The 16956-nt window shown below is 30.1% G+C and carries 21 protein-coding genes; 17 read left to right on the plus strand and 4 right to left on the minus strand.

What is annotated here, in order from left to right:
• Positions 1 to 7 precede the first annotated feature (7 nt).
• Complete coding sequence (locus tag B3040_RS04465; protein ID WP_291570633.1) at positions 8 to 631, plus strand: hypothetical protein; 624 nt, start codon at positions 8 to 10, stop codon at positions 629 to 631.
• A gap of 123 nt (positions 632 to 754) precedes the next feature.
• Here the strand turns inward: B3040_RS04465 and B3040_RS04470 are convergent, their stop codons facing one another.
• The gene (locus B3040_RS04470; RefSeq protein WP_017415229.1) at positions 755 to 1138 is read right to left on the minus strand and encodes a L,D-transpeptidase; all 384 of its coding nucleotides are present in this window, start codon (positions 1136 to 1138) and stop codon (positions 755 to 757) included.
• Positions 1139 to 1507: 369 nt separating this feature from the next.
• On the opposite strand from B3040_RS04470, the gene B3040_RS04475 reads away from it, so the two are divergent.
• Positions 1508 to 1777: a CD3324 family protein gene (locus tag B3040_RS04475; RefSeq protein WP_017415227.1), complete on the plus strand. Its 270-nt coding sequence runs from the start codon at positions 1508 to 1510 to the stop codon at positions 1775 to 1777.
• A gap of 104 nt (positions 1778 to 1881) precedes the next feature.
• On the opposite strand, the gene B3040_RS04480 is transcribed toward B3040_RS04475, so the two are convergent.
• Positions 1882 to 2310: a carboxymuconolactone decarboxylase family protein gene (locus B3040_RS04480; RefSeq protein ID WP_291570636.1), complete on the minus strand. Its 429-nt coding sequence runs from the start codon at positions 2308 to 2310 to the stop codon at positions 1882 to 1884.
• 342 nt (positions 2311 to 2652) lie between these two features.
• Here B3040_RS04480 and B3040_RS04485 point away from each other — a divergent pair, with 342 nt between their 5' ends.
• Positions 2653 to 3102: an Lrp/AsnC family transcriptional regulator gene (locus tag B3040_RS04485; RefSeq protein WP_017415225.1), complete on the plus strand. Its 450-nt coding sequence runs from the start codon at positions 2653 to 2655 to the stop codon at positions 3100 to 3102.
• Between the two features lie 65 nt (positions 3103 to 3167).
• Here the strand turns inward: B3040_RS04485 and B3040_RS04490 are convergent, their stop codons facing one another.
• Together B3040_RS04490 and B3040_RS04495 are read right to left on the minus strand one after the other, a co-directional pair.
• Entirely contained in the window at positions 3168 to 3647 is a 480-nt protein-coding gene (locus B3040_RS04490; protein WP_291570639.1) for a hypothetical protein, read from the minus strand.
• Positions 3644 to 3853: a helix-turn-helix transcriptional regulator gene (locus tag B3040_RS04495; RefSeq protein WP_291570641.1), complete on the minus strand. Its 210-nt coding sequence runs from the start codon at positions 3851 to 3853 to the stop codon at positions 3644 to 3646. Before B3040_RS04495 ends, B3040_RS04490 begins: the two co-directional genes overlap by 4 nt.
• Before the next feature lie 222 nt (positions 3854 to 4075).
• On the opposite strand from B3040_RS04495, the gene B3040_RS04500 reads away from it, so the two are divergent.
• The 14 genes from B3040_RS04500 (at position 4076) to B3040_RS04565 (ending at position 16821) form a co-directional block, all read left to right on the plus strand.
• Entirely contained in the window at positions 4076 to 5191 is a 1116-nt protein-coding gene (locus B3040_RS04500) for a helix-turn-helix domain-containing protein (RefSeq protein ID WP_291570643.1), read from the plus strand.
• A 185-nt stretch (positions 5192 to 5376) separates the two neighbouring features.
• Positions 5377 to 6075, plus strand: a complete 699-nt coding sequence (locus B3040_RS04505; protein WP_414632520.1) for a YoaK family protein — start codon at positions 5377 to 5379, stop codon at positions 6073 to 6075.
• A gap of 66 nt (positions 6076 to 6141) precedes the next feature.
• Positions 6142 to 6600 carry a hypothetical protein gene (locus B3040_RS04510; protein ID WP_291570647.1) on the plus strand — a complete coding sequence of 153 codons (459 nt, stop codon included), beginning with the start codon at positions 6142 to 6144 and terminating at the stop codon, positions 6598 to 6600.
• 177 nt (positions 6601 to 6777) lie between these two features.
• On the plus strand, positions 6778 to 7461 hold the full coding sequence (locus B3040_RS04515) for a pseudouridine synthase (protein ID WP_291570648.1): 684 nt from the start codon (positions 6778 to 6780) through the stop codon (positions 7459 to 7461).
• 20 nt (positions 7462 to 7481) lie between these two features.
• Positions 7482 to 8042: a nucleotidyltransferase family protein gene (locus B3040_RS04520; protein WP_291570650.1), complete on the plus strand. Its 561-nt coding sequence runs from the start codon at positions 7482 to 7484 to the stop codon at positions 8040 to 8042.
• Positions 8043 to 8099: 57 nt separating this feature from the next.
• Positions 8100 to 8522 (plus strand): GNAT family N-acetyltransferase, encoded by a 423-nt coding sequence (locus B3040_RS04525; RefSeq protein WP_291570652.1) that lies wholly within the window; start codon positions 8100 to 8102, stop codon positions 8520 to 8522.
• Positions 8523 to 8719: 197 nt separating this feature from the next.
• Positions 8720 to 9268, plus strand: a complete 549-nt coding sequence (locus B3040_RS04530) for a GNAT family N-acetyltransferase (RefSeq protein WP_291570654.1) — start codon at positions 8720 to 8722, stop codon at positions 9266 to 9268.
• A 345-nt stretch (positions 9269 to 9613) separates the two neighbouring features.
• Positions 9614 to 10537 (plus strand): NUDIX domain-containing protein, encoded by a 924-nt coding sequence (locus B3040_RS04535; protein WP_291570656.1) that lies wholly within the window; start codon positions 9614 to 9616, stop codon positions 10535 to 10537.
• A 281-nt stretch (positions 10538 to 10818) separates the two neighbouring features.
• Positions 10819 to 11622 carry an MBL fold metallo-hydrolase gene (locus B3040_RS04540; protein ID WP_291570658.1) on the plus strand — a complete coding sequence of 268 codons (804 nt, stop codon included), beginning with the start codon at positions 10819 to 10821 and terminating at the stop codon, positions 11620 to 11622.
• 275 nt (positions 11623 to 11897) lie between these two features.
• A complete protein-coding gene (locus B3040_RS04545) occupies positions 11898 to 12644 on the plus strand; it encodes a polysaccharide deacetylase family protein (RefSeq protein WP_291570660.1) in 747 nt (248 codons plus the stop codon).
• Between the two features lie 102 nt (positions 12645 to 12746).
• Positions 12747 to 13676, plus strand: coding sequence for an ABC transporter substrate-binding protein (locus B3040_RS04550; protein WP_291570662.1), 930 nt, complete (start codon positions 12747 to 12749; stop codon positions 13674 to 13676).
• Positions 13677 to 13814: 138 nt separating this feature from the next.
• Complete coding sequence (locus B3040_RS04555; RefSeq protein ID WP_291570664.1) at positions 13815 to 14540, plus strand: ABC transporter ATP-binding protein; 726 nt, start codon at positions 13815 to 13817, stop codon at positions 14538 to 14540.
• Entirely contained in the window at positions 14522 to 15286 is a 765-nt protein-coding gene (locus B3040_RS04560) for an ABC transporter permease (RefSeq protein WP_291570666.1), read from the plus strand. Before B3040_RS04555 ends, B3040_RS04560 begins: the two co-directional genes overlap by 19 nt.
• Before the next feature lie 74 nt (positions 15287 to 15360).
• On the plus strand, positions 15361 to 16821 hold the full coding sequence (locus B3040_RS04565; RefSeq protein ID WP_291570668.1) for a nicotinate phosphoribosyltransferase: 1461 nt from the start codon (positions 15361 to 15363) through the stop codon (positions 16819 to 16821).
• Positions 16822 to 16956: the final 135 nt, after the last annotated feature.

The following is a 16956-nucleotide window of genomic DNA, read 5'->3' on the forward strand; positions in this document are numbered from 1 at the left end:
AATGAGTATGGGAAATAAGAATGTTGAACTTGTTCTTTCTTTAGTTTTTAAAAATATAGAAGAAAGAAAAGAGAATTATATAATTGGTATTGATGGGTATAGTTGTGCTGGAAAGACTTCCATAACTGAGCAATTAGTGAAGCACTTTAAAGAAAAATACCCAGTGCAAGTTTTTCATATAGATGATTATATTACTACTAGAGAGCAAAGATATAACACAGGATATGAACAATGGTACGAGCTTTTTTATTTACAGTGGAATGAAATTTATATTAGAGACCATTTATTTAAACCACTTAAAAGTAATGATGTAGAGTTAAAATTAAATTATTATAATAAAGAAAAAGATGTGATAACTGAGAGGAGCTATAAGATAGCTTCAAGAAGTATAGTAATTGTTGAGGGAGTTTATCTTCAAAGGAAGTGTTGGAGAGATTTCTTTGATTATATGATTTTTGTAAATTGCCCAAGAGATGTGAGATTTGAAAGAGAAATAATTAGAAGTGATCATAAGGGTGATCTTAGTCAGGTTATCGAGAAATATAAGGAACGTTACTGGGCAGCTGAGGAGTACTATGATAAAACCTTTGAACCTCTAAGGTCAGCCAATTTGGTTATAAATAATTGCTAATGGGATGAAAGCCGTAGAAACACCATATTTCCTTAAGGGAACAGTTGCTGGTTCATCCATAGTTAAGCATTCACTTTTGTTCCCTATAAGTAAATAATAGTATGAATTCTGTGTGGATAATTATTAAACTATTTTTACAACAGTACCTATCCATACATATTTAACTAAATCAAGAATATCTTTATTATACATTCTAATACAACCGTTAGATACGGATTTCCCTATGGAAGAGGGGTTGTTAGTTCCATGTATTCCGTAATCGCCATAGGGGGCATCTAGACCTAGCCATCTCACTCCAAAGGGGCCACCAGGATTTATAGCTGCATTTTCAATTTTAAAGGTGCCTATAGGAGTAGGAGTTGAGGGTTTGCCAGTAGCTATTGGGTAGGATTTAAATATTTTATTGTCTTTTATCAAATAAAGGCGCTTTTCGTTTGGCTTAATAGTTATTCGATAGTCTGCTCGAAAGCCTTCTGAGTAGTACTCGTAAGGGTAGTTTTTTAGCATTAAAATACCTCCTAGTATTGATTTGAGAAAGATGTTGATATTTGACAATTATCAATACATTTTATGCATATATGTAGGAGGCTGTTCCTATAATTTACTATAAGATTTAATGGAGGTGATAAAATGAGATTTGAATTAGCTGTAAAGGAACAACTCAAAATACTCTGTGCAAAGTCTGTAGGTATGACTTTTGGCGGCAATTTGCACAGAGACAAGTAATATAGTCGCTCTTACTAAATCATATTTCTAAGTATAAATAAAATAAATGAAGATACTGATTTATTTGTTTTTGAAAATGCCTAAGTAAAATTAATACCTTTACGGGCTTTGTTTCCTTAATTTAAATAAAGATTTAAGGAGCTGAGCTTTGTGAAATATGTAAAAGTTGAAAGTGTTTTACCTGATAATTTAATTAAGGAAATTCAAAAGTATATTCAAGGTGAATATATTTATATTCCATCTCCACCAAATACACGAAAAAAGTGGGGAGAGAGTTCAGGTAATCGTGAGTATATAAGAAAGAGAAATGAAGATATATACAATAAATATTGCAGTGGATGTAAGATTAAAGATTTAGCAGAAGAATATTATCTTTCAGTTGAAAGTATTAAGAGAATTGTATATAAAAAAAGTTCATAAGATGAAAGCTACTACTCAAATTTAGAGTGGTAGCTTTTTGTGTTAAGAAAAATATAGAAATGTTTATAACATCTATATAACCTAAGGCTAGGCTATATAGGTTACTATTTTATAAATTCAAGTTGGTAGCTTGGCTTTAAATCTAGTGCTGCTCCAAATTTTTGAGAAGCTGTTATAAAACATATAAAAGCTAGAAGTTCAGAGATCTCTTCATCACTAAATTGAGAGTTTAATGAATGAAAGGCTTCATCATCGATAATAGAACTTCTTGAAATTATATCTGCAATTTTAGTAGCTATAATGATTTTAGAGTCCGTTATATCCTCAGAAGGCTTACCCTTAGCCATACAATACTTGCAGCTATTATTAAAGGCAAGGGTACGTCTTACCTCTTCTTTTAACTGAGAACTAAAGGTGTTACTTGTAAAAAAACATTCTTCTAAAGCTGACCAATTTTCAAGTATATTTTTATTATGTCCTAACAATTGTTGAAAAGGTGTTAATCCTTCTTGTGAATAATTTACTCTTGCCATGATAATCCTCCTTAAATAGACATATGAATAATTAATTGTCTAAGAGTGCTTCAATAAAAATTAGCTAGAACATAGCTAACATCACTTCTAAATAAGCATTGTCACTATAACGTTATAACTTATAAATTTTTTCCATGGATTTCTAAGTTAAGACCTTATTATCTTACAAATGTTTTTAAAATTTTAAATAAACCAATTCAGATTTAGGTGTAGGACAAAACTTAATTTTGCTAACCTATAATAAAATTATAGCTGCTATGGAAATAATATTGTATTTCAAGTAGAATATTATTTAAAAACAAATATATCAAATAAAATAAATTTTAGGAGAATAAATTACAAATGAAATTTGATGAAATTGATATGCTAATTTTGAAGGAACTACAAGAAGATAGTAGATTATCTATAAGGGAGTTAGCAAAAAGAATTAACCTATCACCACCGTCGGTTACTGAGCGGGTTAGAAAACTTGAGGATGAAGGCATAATTGAAGGATACACAATCAAAGTAAACAAAAAGAAGCTAGGATTATCTATAGACTGCATAATCAAGGTTACCATGAAAAATGGAGGCTATGAAAGATTTAAGAGGTTTATCAAGGATTATAAAAGAAGTGAATGGTGTTATAGGATTGCTGGGGATGGGTGTTTTTTAGTTAAGTTATCAGTTGGTGAGCTAAATGAAATAGAAGATTTTATAAATAGTGTTTCTGAATATGCTACAACACAAACCATAGTAGCTTTTTCTGAAGTGGATATTAACAACAGTATTGTTAAGTTCGTAGAAAAATAAAATTCACCTAGAAAACTGAAGTCAGTTGTCTAGGTGAATTTTAATAATTATCTAGATAAACACTCTTACATTTTCCTGTTATAGTACTTAAAGCTAATAACGTAGGTTATTAAGAAACAAGAAACTATAAACATAGGAACTTGAAATAATATTGGATAAAATATACCTCCTATTAATGCGGTGGCATATAAGGTAACAATCATTACATAGGAAGCAATGCGAAAGGCTTTATTTCCTATTTCTTGAATTCTTTCATCTGTATTACTTAAGCGACTTTCTTTTAACTTTATATCGTTACCAAGCAAAAGTTTATTTTTTACCCATAAAGCAGCACCACATATAAATAGACCTACACCAATTCCAGAGTATATACCTAGAACGTGGTCACTGATTGATGCTTTCCAGTAAAATTCTGCAGTAAAGCCAATTGCTGCTGTGATAATTCCTATAATCATAAGAATAACCATGATTCTCATACGACTTTTTACAACTTCTCTAAATTCTTCATTTGTTTTTGCTGTGGTTGCACATAAAAACCCCTTCATAAATTCTCATCCTCCTGATCAAAAATAAATACATCTTCAATGGATACTCCAAAAAATTGAGCAATTTTGTGTGCTAATACTAAGGAAGCATTGTATCTGCCATTTTCCAGAGATATGATTGTCTGTCGTGTTACATTCACTGCATCTGCCAGTTCACTTTGAGTTATTTTTTTTGCTTTTCGTAAATCTTGTATTTTAGTTTGCAACTTATCACTACCTTTCGAAAAGTATAGCAAGCTTTACAATTTAAGTATAGTACGCTTTACATTGAATGTCAAGCATACTATACATTTATTTTTATAAATTAAAACTTAACTACTAGTTAAGTTTTAATTACCATATTAAACTAGGAGTCCATTGGTATATAGACTAAAGTGATATATACTAAAGCTATAGGATCCTAGAGTAAATTTATGGAGTGATAATAAATGGAAAAGTTATTAATAGGAGAAGTTATCTACAGATTAAGAAAAGAAAAGGGAATTACTCAAGATCAACTTGCAAACTTTATTGGTGTATCTACAGCAGCAGTATCAAAGTGGGAAAGCGGAATTTCCTATCCTGATATTACTCTACTGCCTGTTTTAGCTACCTTCTTTAATATTACAATTGACACCCTTTTAAATTTTAAAGTTGAACTTTCAGAAGATGAAGTTATGAACTTGTTTAGTGAATGTGAGAAATTATTTAGTAGTGGGAAGCTAGAAGAGGCTATATATAAGAGTAAGGGTTATCTATCAAAATATCCTAATAGCTATTATTTAAAGCTAAGAATAGGCTTTCTCTTTACTATGTATTCTTGGAAAAGTTATAGTGAAGAACAGGGTATGAAGATGATTGGCGAGTCTATTGAACTATTTGAAGATGTTTCTAAAAATTGTTCTAACGTAGAATTGTGTGAGCAAGCCCTATTCCAATTAGGTGCATTATATCCAACAATAGAAGAGGAGGATAAGGCCGTAGAGTGCTTAAATAAAATTAGAAAAAGCCAACTTGATCCTAATTTAATACTTACAAACATATATATTGAAAAGAAGGAGTTAAAAAAGGCAAGGGAAATATTACAGAGTAATTTATATAAGAATATTAATGAAATTTCTCTAATTTGTTTAGGACTTATAAATTCCTATATGAAAGAGGAGAAAAAAGATTTAAATATTATAGAAAAATATCATAACTTAGCTCTTAATGTGAAAAAAGCTTTATCACCGGAAGGAGATTCAGTAATAGGATTATCCAATGAGTATTTATATTATGCTATAGATTATTTAAAGTTTAATGAAACCTATAAGGCAATTGAAATGCTTGAGCGCATGGTAGAAGATATGAAAAGAAATGATATTAATAAGATGAGGGAGTTTTCTACAATTTGGTGCTTTAATGAGATTCCCCAAGGCAAGCGTACAATAACTATGAATTTGTATGAGAATATGTTTAAAATCCTTGAAGGAAAAGAATTTGATTTAATTAGAGATAAAGAAGAATTTACTAAGATACTTAAGGAGTTGAAGAGTTTAGAGAAAATCTCTTTAAGTTGTGGTTAAAATCTATAAAAACAATAAATAGATTTATAAGATAAAAGCATTTCTACTAGGAAGTGCTTTTATTGCTATTCTTGCAGTTAGTTTATATTTTACTAAAGTGATATAATTTTATTAGTATACTAATATGTGGGGGATTAAAATTGGAGAATTTAGACATAAAAATAACTAATAAGCTTAAAGAAAAGATGAGTATAAATAAAATAACTACAGAATCTCTTAGGTTAGGAATCCTCCTAGCTATCGTAGGAGGATTTTTGGATGCATATACTTACGTTGGTAGGGGAGGTATTTTTGCTAATGCGCAAACAGGAAACATTGTACTAGTAAGCATAGAGATTTCAAAGGGCCAATGGATTCAGGCACTGCTTCATATGCCTCCTATCTTAGCATTTATAGCTGGGGTAGTGGTTGCTGAGACTATAAAGAAGTCTCCACCAAGGTTTTTTATAAGGGATTCTGTAAGAACTATTTTATTACTGGAGATAGTAGTACTTTTTATCATAGGATTTGTTCCAAATACGGTACCTAATAGCTTTGTAACTGTTACTATTTCTTTTGTAGCCTCTGTTCAGGTAGCTACCTTTAGAAAACTTCATGATTACCCTTATAGTACCACCATGTCCACAGGAAATCTATATTCTGCCTCACAAGCAGCTTATGTTGCTGTAGTGAATAAAGATAAAAAATCAGCTTTAAAAGCACTAGGGTATTTTACTATTATTTTTTCTTTTGTAGTAGGAGCTTTTTTAGGTGGGTTAACAACATCTTATGTGGGGGTTAAAGCAATATGGGGTGCTGCTATTGTGTTAATTCTTGCAGTTACTTTACTTAGCATAAGTGAAACTAAAAGAATCACTACTGGAAGTAATGCTGCAAGTGACTAAAAGTGATAAGAAATATATGTATTTATAAAGGTAGTGAAGTAATTTTATGTTTTAGGGGTGAAGTTAGTGTTAAATTGGGTTTTAAGTATTTTATTTATTACTATTATTGTAAGAGATTTTAAAATTGCTAAAGAACTATTAATAAAAGCCAAGAAAAAAAACATTGATAAAATATTCCTCTTAATAGGTATTGGTGCATTACTTTATATCACTTTCAAATTTGCAAAGATTCCAATACACTATTTCATGGGAATATTAAGTGTGATTTTAATGATAACTAGTTATTTAAAAGAAGGAATAACTCTAAAAGGCTTTACTTCTATGAATAGAGGTGCACAGTTTATTTCTTGGAATAAGATAAGGAATATTAATATAAATAAAGGTGAAATTATGAAGGTTTCATATAGTGGAGAAGGATTTCATCATAATCTTTGCTTTGAAAAAGAGAACTATGATAAGATAGTTGAATTATTAAATGAAAAATTACCTAGTATAGTAATAAACATAGACTTTGATTCTATGTAAAAAGTAGGAATATTGAAATTACAATGAAAACTTATTTATATATGAGTAATATTGGCTGCTTTAAGGCTTTGCACAATAATAAAGTACAGAGTTACCTAAAAAGTCTATATCAGTTAAAGATAATAGGAAAAGATGCCTTCTATAGGTTCAAAGAGTTGAAAGGATAACAATTTAAATATGAGAATAAATAAGCTACTTAGCAATTACGGAATTTGTTCAAGGAAAGATGCCAATAGAATAATAGAACAGGGAAGAATAATTGTGAACGGAAAGCTTTGTGAACCTGGTCAGTGGGTAGAAGAATATGATAACATTCTGCTGGACAATGAACCTATTAAACCTAAGGACAAGGTTTATATTGTTTTAAATAAACCCGTGGGTATTACATGCACTTTAGCAAGGGACGTTAAAGATAACATAATTGATTTTATTAATTATCCAGACTATATATTTCCAGTGGGAAGACTGGATAAGGAATCTCAAGGGTTAATATTAATGACTAATGATGGAGACCTTGGAAATAAAATTTTAGAATCTGATAATGGGCATGAAAAGGAATATATAGTAACTGCAAATAAAACTTTTCATGATAATTTCATAAAAGGTATGAGTGAAGGTGTTGAAATTTTAGGGGTTAAAACCAGGCCTTGTATTATAAAAAGAATAAGTGAAGATACTTTTTCCATTATTCTCACCCAAGGGCTAAATAGACAAATTAGGAGAATGACAAAAGCTTTTGGATATGAGGTTACTCGCTTAGAAAGGGTTCGAATTATGAATGTAGAGCTTAAGGATTTGGAAATAGGCAAGTGGCGAAACCTAACTGAAGAAGAAGTAAGTGAGTTAAGAAGTTATAATTAAATAAGTAGAGGTGTTGCATAGTGTTATTAGATACATTAAGTTATATAGGTAGCAAATTAAATGAAGAAAACATTACTTGGGCTGTAGGAGCATCCATTTTATTAAACCATTATGGCTTAGTTGATAAACCAAATGATATAGATATTATGGTTCATATAAAAGACATTGAAAAAGCAGATAAGGTTCTGACTTCACTAGGTAAGAAAAAAATACAAGAAAAGGTGTCGACCTATGATACAGAGTACTTTTATGAATATGTGGTTAATGGCATTGAGGTGGATGTTATGGCAGGAATGGTTATTAATCATGGAGAAGGGGCATATAGGTACAAGTTTGATAATGAAGCAATAACAAGTAAGAAAATAATAAATGGAATTGAAATACCGCTTACATCTTTGGAAGATTGGTATGTTTTATATCAAGTAATTCCTAATAGAGAGATAAAGGTAAAACTTATAGAAGATTATTTACTAAAAAATAGAACCAAAAATTCGGAGTTGTTGATTAGAGCACTGGATGGGAATTTGCCAAACAAAGTTAGAAATAGAATAATACAATTCATGAATTCTGTACAAAATTAAATTTAGGAATTTGCAGTACGAAAGCATAAAGTGAAATAATTCTAAGGAGTGATAGAGATGAATTTAAGGATTCAATATGATTGTGTAGGTATAAATTTTCAGCAGATAACCGATATACTTAAAGCTGTTGGAATGGGATACTTTGATGCTGAAACTCATAGAAAAGCCTTTGAAAATAGCTATACAGTGGTATTTATTTTTGATAATGAAAAGTTAATTGGCTTCGGTAGGGCAATTTCAGATGGAGCTTACCAGGCAGGAATTTACGATATTGCAGTTATCTCTGAATATCAAGGGAAGGGTATAGGAAAGGTAGTTGTAGATAATATTTTAAAAACCATTCCACAGTGTAATGTGATTTTATATGCTGCTCCAGGAAAAGATGCATTTTATGGAAAGTTGGGATTTAAAAAGATGAAAACTGGTATGGCATTATTTCTAAATAGTGAGAGAATGCAAGAAAAAGGTTTTATTGAGTAATAAACTAGCAGTAATTTTATTAAAGATTACCTTTAACAGTGAGGAAGCTTAGGTAGATATTTTAATAAAGATTAATTTTTAAATATATGCTAGCTTATAAACATAAATAGTTATTGTCAAGTTAAAAAGAGAAAATTAATGTATAAGCATAAAACTATAGATATAGGTATGACTATAGGATTATTATGGGGGATATTATGTTAGAAATAATTCAAAATAAACTGCCAATTGCAGTTACAGAAGAATATATTATTGACAGTATAACTAATGATTTTAAAGAGGATCTTTTCAAAATTTACAGCAATGAAAAAGTGGCAAAATATATTGCTAGAAAAACTCATAAATCAATTAAAGATACTGAAGAGTTTATAGAACTTATAAAGGAAAGAATGGAAGAAAACAATAATATATATCTAGGAATTTATAGTGTAAGTCCTAGGAAACTTGTAGGAGTTATAAGGTTAATAAATAAGGAAGACCCCCAGGTTTTAACTATAGGATACGGGCTTAGTGAAGAATACTGGGGAAGAGGAATCATGCCTCTAGCAGTAAACAGTTTAATTCCACTTGTTAAAGAAGAGGGAACTTATTCAGTTCTTCGTGCAACTATAAGAGATGAAAATATAAATTCTCAAAAATGTATTGAAAAAATGGGCTTTCAGCTAAGTGGAAAGTTTAAAAAAACTGAAAATGCTCATGGTATAGAAATAGAAAGTGAAAGGTTACTATACTATAAGGAACTTTAAAATTAAGTTGTAGACTAAAGCGTGGTAATATTTGTATAATCATTATATAGGATTATATCTATACAAAGACAAGGGATTACTAATGCTTAAGGTAGTTTTTTTTTTTAAATAGGAATGTGAAGGTTTGAAGCAGGGAAATATAAGAAGGTGTACGTAAAGTGTTTATAGTTAGTCTATAGTATTTATTTTCATATAAGTACTAAAGAAAGGATGTGAACCATTAGTAATAGTTGTTTATAAGATAATTCTAAAGCTTACAATAGAAAATAAGATAGGTTTAATGACCTGAAGTATTCTATTAGATTTAATAAAAGTTATATTACAACTATTCACTAAACAGAGCATATGGACAACAGAGAATTAAGAAACGAACAAGGACTTACTGAAAGTGAATTTATAAGAGATTATGATCCCAATAAATATGATAGACCTAGTGTAACTAATGATGTATTAATATTTACCTTAGATGAGCGTGAAGAAGGAAGCAACTCTCCTCATAAGAAGCTACAGCTTTTGCTTATACAAAGAAGAGATCATCCCTCTATTCACAAATGGGCACTTCCTGGTGGATTTTTAAATATGGATGAGGACTTAATCCAGGGGGCTTACAGAGAGCTTGAAGAAGAAACAGGAGTAACTGACATTTATGTAAAGCAATTAGGTGCTTTTGGTGATATGTACATCGATAAGGAAAGAACTATTCCAAGGGACCCAAGAACGAGAATTATAACAGTAGGTAACATCGCACTTATTCCTAAGGATAAGTTACAACCAGAGGCAGGGGATGATGCTGAAAAGGTGATGATGTTTGATGTGGAAACTGAGTTTTTAGGCAAAAATGGCTATGAAGAATACTTTACCAAAACTAATATCTTACACCTTACCTCTGAGGATAAAAAAACTAAAATTTCTTATAAGGTGGAAGAAAAGATTAGTAATGATGCTATGAGAACGAAAGAGGTGAATTATAGCCTTTTAGATAGCAGTACTGATTCCTTAGCAGCGGATCATTTTAAATTAATATTTTGTGGTTTGAATAGGATAAGAAAAGAAATTGAATACACTCCTATAGCCTTAAACTTGTTGCCTAAAACCTTTACTTTAAAAGCATTGACTCAGGTTTACGAAGCTATACTTGGAAGGAAAATTGAAAACCTAGAGTGCAAGCTTGGAGATATGATAGTAAAAGTTAAAGATGGTGAAAATAAGACAGAGAAAAGTTCACAACAATTATATGAGTTAAATGCTAATTGGGAGCATGAGTTTTAGAATTTATATAAAATCTTCTATAGATTAATTTTAAGTTAAAGCTATAGGAGATTTTTATTTTTAGTTAATGTATAATAATTTTTATTAACTTTAGTTTCTGGAAAGCTTAAAAATATAAGTTGCAATATCATTTTTACATTGCAAGATAATTTTAGACAACTTATATAAAAGAGAATGCAAATTTGAATTAGGTATATTTATGTAGTATCTTTATTGCATTCTATAAATTAAAAGTTGATATAAGGTAGCTAGAAAATATAGTAAAGTATTTGGAGGTAATTATGGAGAAAATCAATATTTTAGGTACAGGCTGTGCCATGGTAACTAAATGCTACAATACTTGTTTTACACTAAGCAATGGAGAGGAACATTTCTTAGTAGATACAGGTGGAGGAAACACCATACTGACTAATTTGGAAAAGCTAAATATACCTATAATTAAAATTCATCATGTTTTTATATCTCATAGACATAATGATCATATTACAGGAATTATATGGATTATTAGAGCTGTTGCTCAACAAATTATTAATGGAAAATATGAAGAAAATTTGAAGGTTTACTGTCATAAGGAAAATATTGAAGCTATCAGAATCCTTTCTAGCTTACTTTTAGATAAGAAATTCACTAACTACATTGATAATAAAATTCTATTTGTAGAAATAGATCATGCTCATAAAGAAAAGATATTAACTTGGGATATTGAATTTTTCAATATTGGAAGTACAAAACAATTGCAATTTGGATTTACAACTATATTAAACAATAAGAAAAAAATTACCTTCCTAGGGGACGAGCCTTATAGAGAAGTATTATTTGACTATGCAAATCAAGCAGACTACTTACTTCATGAAGCCTTTTGCTTGTACTCCCAAAGAGAGGTATTCAAACCCTATGATAAACATCATGTCACAGTAAAAGAGGCCTGTGAAAATGCAGCTAGGCTAAAAGTTAAAAATCTAATAATGTATCATACTGAAGATAAGAATATAGCAGAGAGAAAAAAATTATACACAGAAGAAGGAAGAGAATATTTCATGGGAAATATTTTAGTTCCTGATGACTTAGAAGTAATTAATTTATAAATAACTACTTTTTAATAAAAAGTTAATAAAGTAAAGTTTAGAATAAAAAACAATTTTATTGCTTTTCACAGTAAGAAATATTCTAATAGGACAATTCACATAGCTTTTGTTTTAGGGATACTGCTTTATAATTATGATGATAAGGTGAATTATAATTTATAAAATTGAAAAATATAGTGTTGGAAAAATTTGAATTTATTTAACAAAAGTAATATACTTATCTAAGAATTAACAATGTTATAATAATTAACATTAGTACATAGGGAGATGAGTTTTTGAGTAGTTTTATCACATTAATGTACCATGAAATTATAAAAAAGGAAGATTTTACACCTACAGTTAATCAGGGGATTTGTGTAAGCGATAACTATGTAGATAAATTGCCTACACCTTTATTTTGCTTTCTAGATGAGTTTGAAAAGCAAATGAAGTATTTATACGAAAATGGCTATAAAACCTTAACACTTAAAGAGGTGAAGGACTTTTATTATGAAGGAAAGACATTACCTGAAAAGGCTGTACTTTTAACCTTTGATGATTTATTTAAATCTGTATATATTTATGCCTACCCAATACTTAAGAAGTATTGTTTTCATGCAGTTGGCTTTATGGTTAAGAATTGGCTTTTTTCAGAGCCACAAGAATATAGTGTTGAGAAATCTGTTACTATGAGCCTTAAGGAAGTAGAAGAAATTAGTAATGTTTTTGAATTTGCAAATCATACAGCAAGCTTACATAAAAGAGGAAAAGATTATACAGAAGTTCAGATTGCAGAGAAAGCCCTTCTTTACAAAGACTTAATGGCATGTGAGGAGGTTGTAAACACTAAAGGCGTTTTTGCATATCCTTTTGGAGGATACAATCAGGGCGTTATAGATAATTTAAAGGAATGGGGATATTTATTGGGCTTTACTTCTGAGCCAGGAAAAAACACCGCTAAAACAAATCCAATGGAACTTCACAGATATGGTGTTTTTATAAACTATGATATAGATAAGTTCATAGAAATGTTTAATAGTTAAGTGATATGAAAAATTGGGGCAATTTAACATATAGATAAGTTGAATTCCTTAAGATTTGATTATATTGCTTTAATATATTTTAAATAACAATGGAGGAATAACATGAAAAAAATATTATCAATATTTACATCAGTTATAATACTAACTACTAGCTTAGGTTTTGCAGGTTGCCAAAGTAAGCCAAAACAAACAGAGCCAATAAAATTTGGACTTCTTCCAGCAGAATCTGCTATACCTTTTATAGTAGCTAAGGAGCAAGGTTTTTTTGAAAAGGAAGGATTAAACGTAGAGCTAACTATGTTCAACTCACCTAATGATAGAAACGCAGCAATTCAGGGGAAACTATTAGATGGTACAATAGCAGATGTTATGACTGCTTTGAGCCTTAATGACGGTGGCTTTAAAATGAAAATTACTTCGGATATAAATGAAGATTTCAAACTATTAACTTCACCAAACTCTGGAATAGATACTTTTCAAAAACTAGATAAAAAAGATGTATCCTTAGTTCCAAACTTTGTTTTGGAATATATTATGGATAAGATGGCAGAAAAAAACAATATAACTTATTCAGTTGTAAATATACCTTCAATTCCTGCCAGATTCGAAGCAATTCTAGCAGATAAGATCAGTGGGGTTGTATTTACAGAGCCACAAGCTACTCAGTTAAAAGAAAAAGGAGCTAAGGTATTAGCTTCTTCTAAAGAATACAATATAAAAGCAGGGGCAGTAATTTTTGATGAGAATACTATAAAAAATAATGCTGAAGGGGTAAAAGCTTTCTATAGAGCTTATAATAAAGCTGTAGAACTAATTAATACAGAAAGCGTAGAGACCTATGGAAGTTATTTAAATAAATATACTTTCTCAGATACTATTAAGAATTACTTAGGTAGTGGAGCAAAATATGAAAAGGCTGGAGCAATACCAAAAGAAACCTTTGAAGATGTATTAAAATGGACTAAGACAAAAAATACTGTGAAAAATGATTATAAATATGAGGATATAGGAAATTTCAATTTTATTAAATAAGATAAAATATTTAGTATTTTTATAATGTGTATTTAATACATAGAGATTATAAAGAATAATTAATACATTAACTAGCTAGTAAGCTAAATAGTATAAAAACGCCCTTTGGGGTGTTTTTTACTCTAAAGAGGTGGAGTTATGATTCATGTTAAGAATTTGTGCTTAAATTATGGAGAAAAATTAGTGTTAGATAATATTGAACTGAACATAGAAAAAAATTCAACTTGTGCTATTATCGGACCTTCTGGCTGCGGAAAAACTTCTTTATTATACATATTAGCTGGTCTTATAAAAGAAAGTAGTGGAGAAGTACTAATAGACAATAAATTCTTGCAGGGAACAAGGCAAGAAACAGGAGTTATACTTCAGGATTTGGGATTGCTACCTTGGAAAAATGCGTGGAATAATATAGCCCTTGGACTTAAGGTAAGAAAGATAGATAAAAACTTAATTAAGAATAAAGTGGAGAACATGCTAAAAGAGTTATCCATAACACAGCATAAGAATAAGTATCCTCATGAACTTAGTGGAGGAGAAAAGCAACGGGTAGCAATTGGAAGAACCTTAGTTTTAAATCCAGATTTATTGCTATGCGATGAAGCAACTTCAGCTTTAGATGAAATTACAAAGGAGCAATTACAAAATTTAATATTAGAATTATACAAAAATCATCCAATGACCTTAATATTAGTAACTCATAGCATTGAGGAAGCTGTATTTTTAGGACAAAAAATAATTGTAATGGAAAACACTAAAATTAAAAAGGTTATTCATAATCCTTACTTTGGACAAAGTGATATAAGAGAGAAAGATAGTTATTATAATATTTGTAGGGAGGTACGGAAATGGTTATACCAAAAATAACACCTTTAAAAACTATATTTAAAAATAAAACTTTACAGGGAAGTATAGTCATACTTTTATTTTGGTATATAGCTCACTTATTAATTAACTCCTCCATAATACCATCACCCTTTATAACTATAGTAACTTTTTTCAAGCTGCTAAGAAAAGACTTAATATTACACTTACTCTTTAGTTTTTATAGAATTATATTAGCATTGCTAATTTCACTTGTCATTGCAATACCAATAGGAATTGCAATGGGCCTTAGCAAAAGGATAGATGGCATATGCTCCCCAATAACCTATATACTTTATCCTATACCAAAAATAGCCTTTCTTCCTGTGTTTCTAATACTCTTTGGATTTGGGGATGTGCCAAAGGTTATACTTATTGTCACAATAATTGTATTTCAAATACAAATTGCAGTAAGAGATGGAATTAAGGAAATACCAAGGGGGCTATTTAATTCTATGGAAACCTTAGGACTTTCCACAAGAGAAAAATACATACATTTAATAATTCCTGCCATATTACCAAAACTATTTTCCTCACTAAGAATAACTATTGGGATTAGCATTTCTGTATTATTTTTTAGTGAAAACTTTGCAACAGTATACGGAATTGGATACTTCATAATGAATTCCTTTACCATAATTCATTATGAAGAAATGTTTGCTGGGATATTAGCCTTGAGCATTATGGGGTTAGTAATTTTTAAATCCATTGATTTGTTAGAAAAGAAATTTTGTCCTTGGATAAATTAATGAAATATTAACCAAGAACAAAGGTAATACTAGAGGTATATTAAGAAATTGTTAGGCAAAAGGATGTGGCGCAAATGAATAAATTTTTTAATGACCCTAGAAATTTAACCATGCTTATGGATTATTATCAATTGACTATGAGTAATGGATATTTAAGCCATGGCTTTAAGGATACAACGGTGTACTTTGATATGTTCTTTAGAAAAGTTCCTGATAAAGGAGGCTTTGCAATAGCATGCGGTCTAGAAGCTGTGGTTGATTACATTAAAAGTTTAAAGTTTGAAGAAAGTGATATAGAGTTTTTAAAAGCTAAAGGGATTTTTAGTAAAGACTTTTTAGATTATTTAAGAAACTTTAAGTTTACTTGTGATATTTGGGCAGTACCAGAAGGTACAGTAGTTTTTCCAAATGAACCAATTCTTACAGTGTGTGGACCAATATTAGAAGCACAGCTCATAGAAACTATGATTTTATTAACTATAAACCATCAAAGCCTAATTGCTACTAAAACTAGTAGGATTGTGAGAGCAGCCCAAGGAAGAAATGTAATGGAATTTGGCTCAAGGCGAGCTCAAGGTTACGACGGTGCAATTTATGGAGCCAGAGCAGCCTACATTGCTGGAGCTATAGGCAGTTCCAATGTTTATACAGATATGGAAATGGGTATTCCAGCTATAGGCACTATGGCACATTCTTGGGTACAGCTTTTTGGGGATGAGTATGAAGCTTTTAAAGCTTATGCTAAAATCTATCCAGATAACTGCACTCTTTTAGTAGACACTTACAATGTACTTAAAAGTGGGATTCCCAATGCAATAAGGGTTGCAAAAGAAGTTTTAGAACCACTAGGAAAAAGGCTAAAAGGTATTAGATTAGATAGTGGAGATATGGCTTATCTTTCTAAGGAATGTAGAAGAGTTTTAGATAAAGAAGGGCTTTGGGATTGCAAAATCGTTGCATCTAACAGTTTGGATGAGTTTATAATTAAGGATTTAATTTCTCAAGGAGCTTATATAGATACCTTTGGAGTAGGCGAAAGACTAATCACCTCTAAAAGCGAGCCTGTTTTTGGAGGAGTTTATAAATTAGTGGCTGTAAAAGAAGGAGAAGAAATAGTTCCAAGAATTAAACTATCTGAAAATGTGGAAAAGGTTACAAATCCCCACTATAAAGGGTTGTGGAGACTTTATGAAAAAGAAAGTGGCAAAGCTATAGCAGATATTTTAACAATTCATCATGAAGTAATTGATGAAACAAAGCCCTACGTCTTATTTGACCCTGTTTTTACTTGGAAAAAGAAGATTGTAGAGAATTTTAAAGCAAGAAGGTTGCAAGTTAAGATCTTTGAAAAAGGTGAGCTTGTATATAATTTACCTAAAATAGAGGAAATAAAAAATTACTGTAGAGAAGAAGTTAACTCTCTTTGGGATGAATTAAAAAGATTTGAATACCCTCATAAGTATTATGTAGATTTATCCGAAGAACTTTGGAATATAAAGAATAGCTTAATTGAAGAGTATAAAGATAGAATATAATAGGCTTAAATAGGAACAATATTTAGTGTAGCCTACTTACTTTTTAAGAGAGCCTTAAGAGTAAGGGAAAAGTTTGAGGTAAAAGGTCTTAGTGACTTTGATTTTCATAAAACATTTAAAAGTTAATATTAATAT

Source organism: Clostridium sp. UBA4548 (assembly GCF_002387895.1).
In the GTDB taxonomy this organism is placed as follows: domain Bacteria; phylum Bacillota; class Clostridia; order Clostridiales; family Clostridiaceae; genus Clostridium_J.

Excerpts from the sequence above, each read along its gene's own strand:
- B3040_RS04490 (WP_291570639.1), bottom strand. The coding sequence starts at position 3,647 with ATGAAGGGGTTTTTATGTGCAACCACAGCAAAAACAAATGAAGAATTT.
- B3040_RS04470 (WP_017415229.1), bottom strand. The coding sequence starts at position 1,138 with ATGCTAAAAAACTACCCTTACGAGTACTACTCAGAAGGCTTTCGAGCA.
- B3040_RS04525 (WP_291570652.1), top strand. The coding sequence starts at position 8,100 with ATGAATTTAAGGATTCAATATGATTGTGTAGGTATAAATTTTCAGCAG.
- B3040_RS04535 (WP_291570656.1), top strand. The coding sequence starts at position 9,614 with ATGGACAACAGAGAATTAAGAAACGAACAAGGACTTACTGAAAGTGAA.
- B3040_RS04560 (WP_291570666.1), top strand. The coding sequence starts at position 14,522 with ATGGTTATACCAAAAATAACACCTTTAAAAACTATATTTAAAAATAAA.
- B3040_RS04550 (WP_291570662.1), top strand. The coding sequence starts at position 12,747 with ATGAAAAAAATATTATCAATATTTACATCAGTTATAATACTAACTACT.
- B3040_RS04555 (WP_291570664.1), top strand. The coding sequence starts at position 13,815 with ATGATTCATGTTAAGAATTTGTGCTTAAATTATGGAGAAAAATTAGTG.
- B3040_RS04505 (WP_414632520.1), top strand. The coding sequence starts at position 5,377 with ATGAGTATAAATAAAATAACTACAGAATCTCTTAGGTTAGGAATCCTC.
- B3040_RS04530 (WP_291570654.1), top strand. The coding sequence starts at position 8,720 with ATGTTAGAAATAATTCAAAATAAACTGCCAATTGCAGTTACAGAAGAA.
- B3040_RS04480 (WP_291570636.1), bottom strand. The coding sequence starts at position 2,310 with ATGGCAAGAGTAAATTATTCACAAGAAGGATTAACACCTTTTCAACAA.
- B3040_RS04500 (WP_291570643.1), top strand. The coding sequence starts at position 4,076 with ATGGAAAAGTTATTAATAGGAGAAGTTATCTACAGATTAAGAAAAGAA.
- B3040_RS04515 (WP_291570648.1), top strand. The coding sequence starts at position 6,778 with ATGAGAATAAATAAGCTACTTAGCAATTACGGAATTTGTTCAAGGAAA.
- B3040_RS04540 (WP_291570658.1), top strand. The coding sequence starts at position 10,819 with ATGGAGAAAATCAATATTTTAGGTACAGGCTGTGCCATGGTAACTAAA.
- B3040_RS04565 (WP_291570668.1), top strand. The coding sequence starts at position 15,361 with ATGAATAAATTTTTTAATGACCCTAGAAATTTAACCATGCTTATGGAT.
- B3040_RS04485 (WP_017415225.1), top strand. The coding sequence starts at position 2,653 with ATGAAATTTGATGAAATTGATATGCTAATTTTGAAGGAACTACAAGAA.
- B3040_RS04465 (WP_291570633.1), top strand. The coding sequence starts at position 8 with ATGGGAAATAAGAATGTTGAACTTGTTCTTTCTTTAGTTTTTAAAAAT.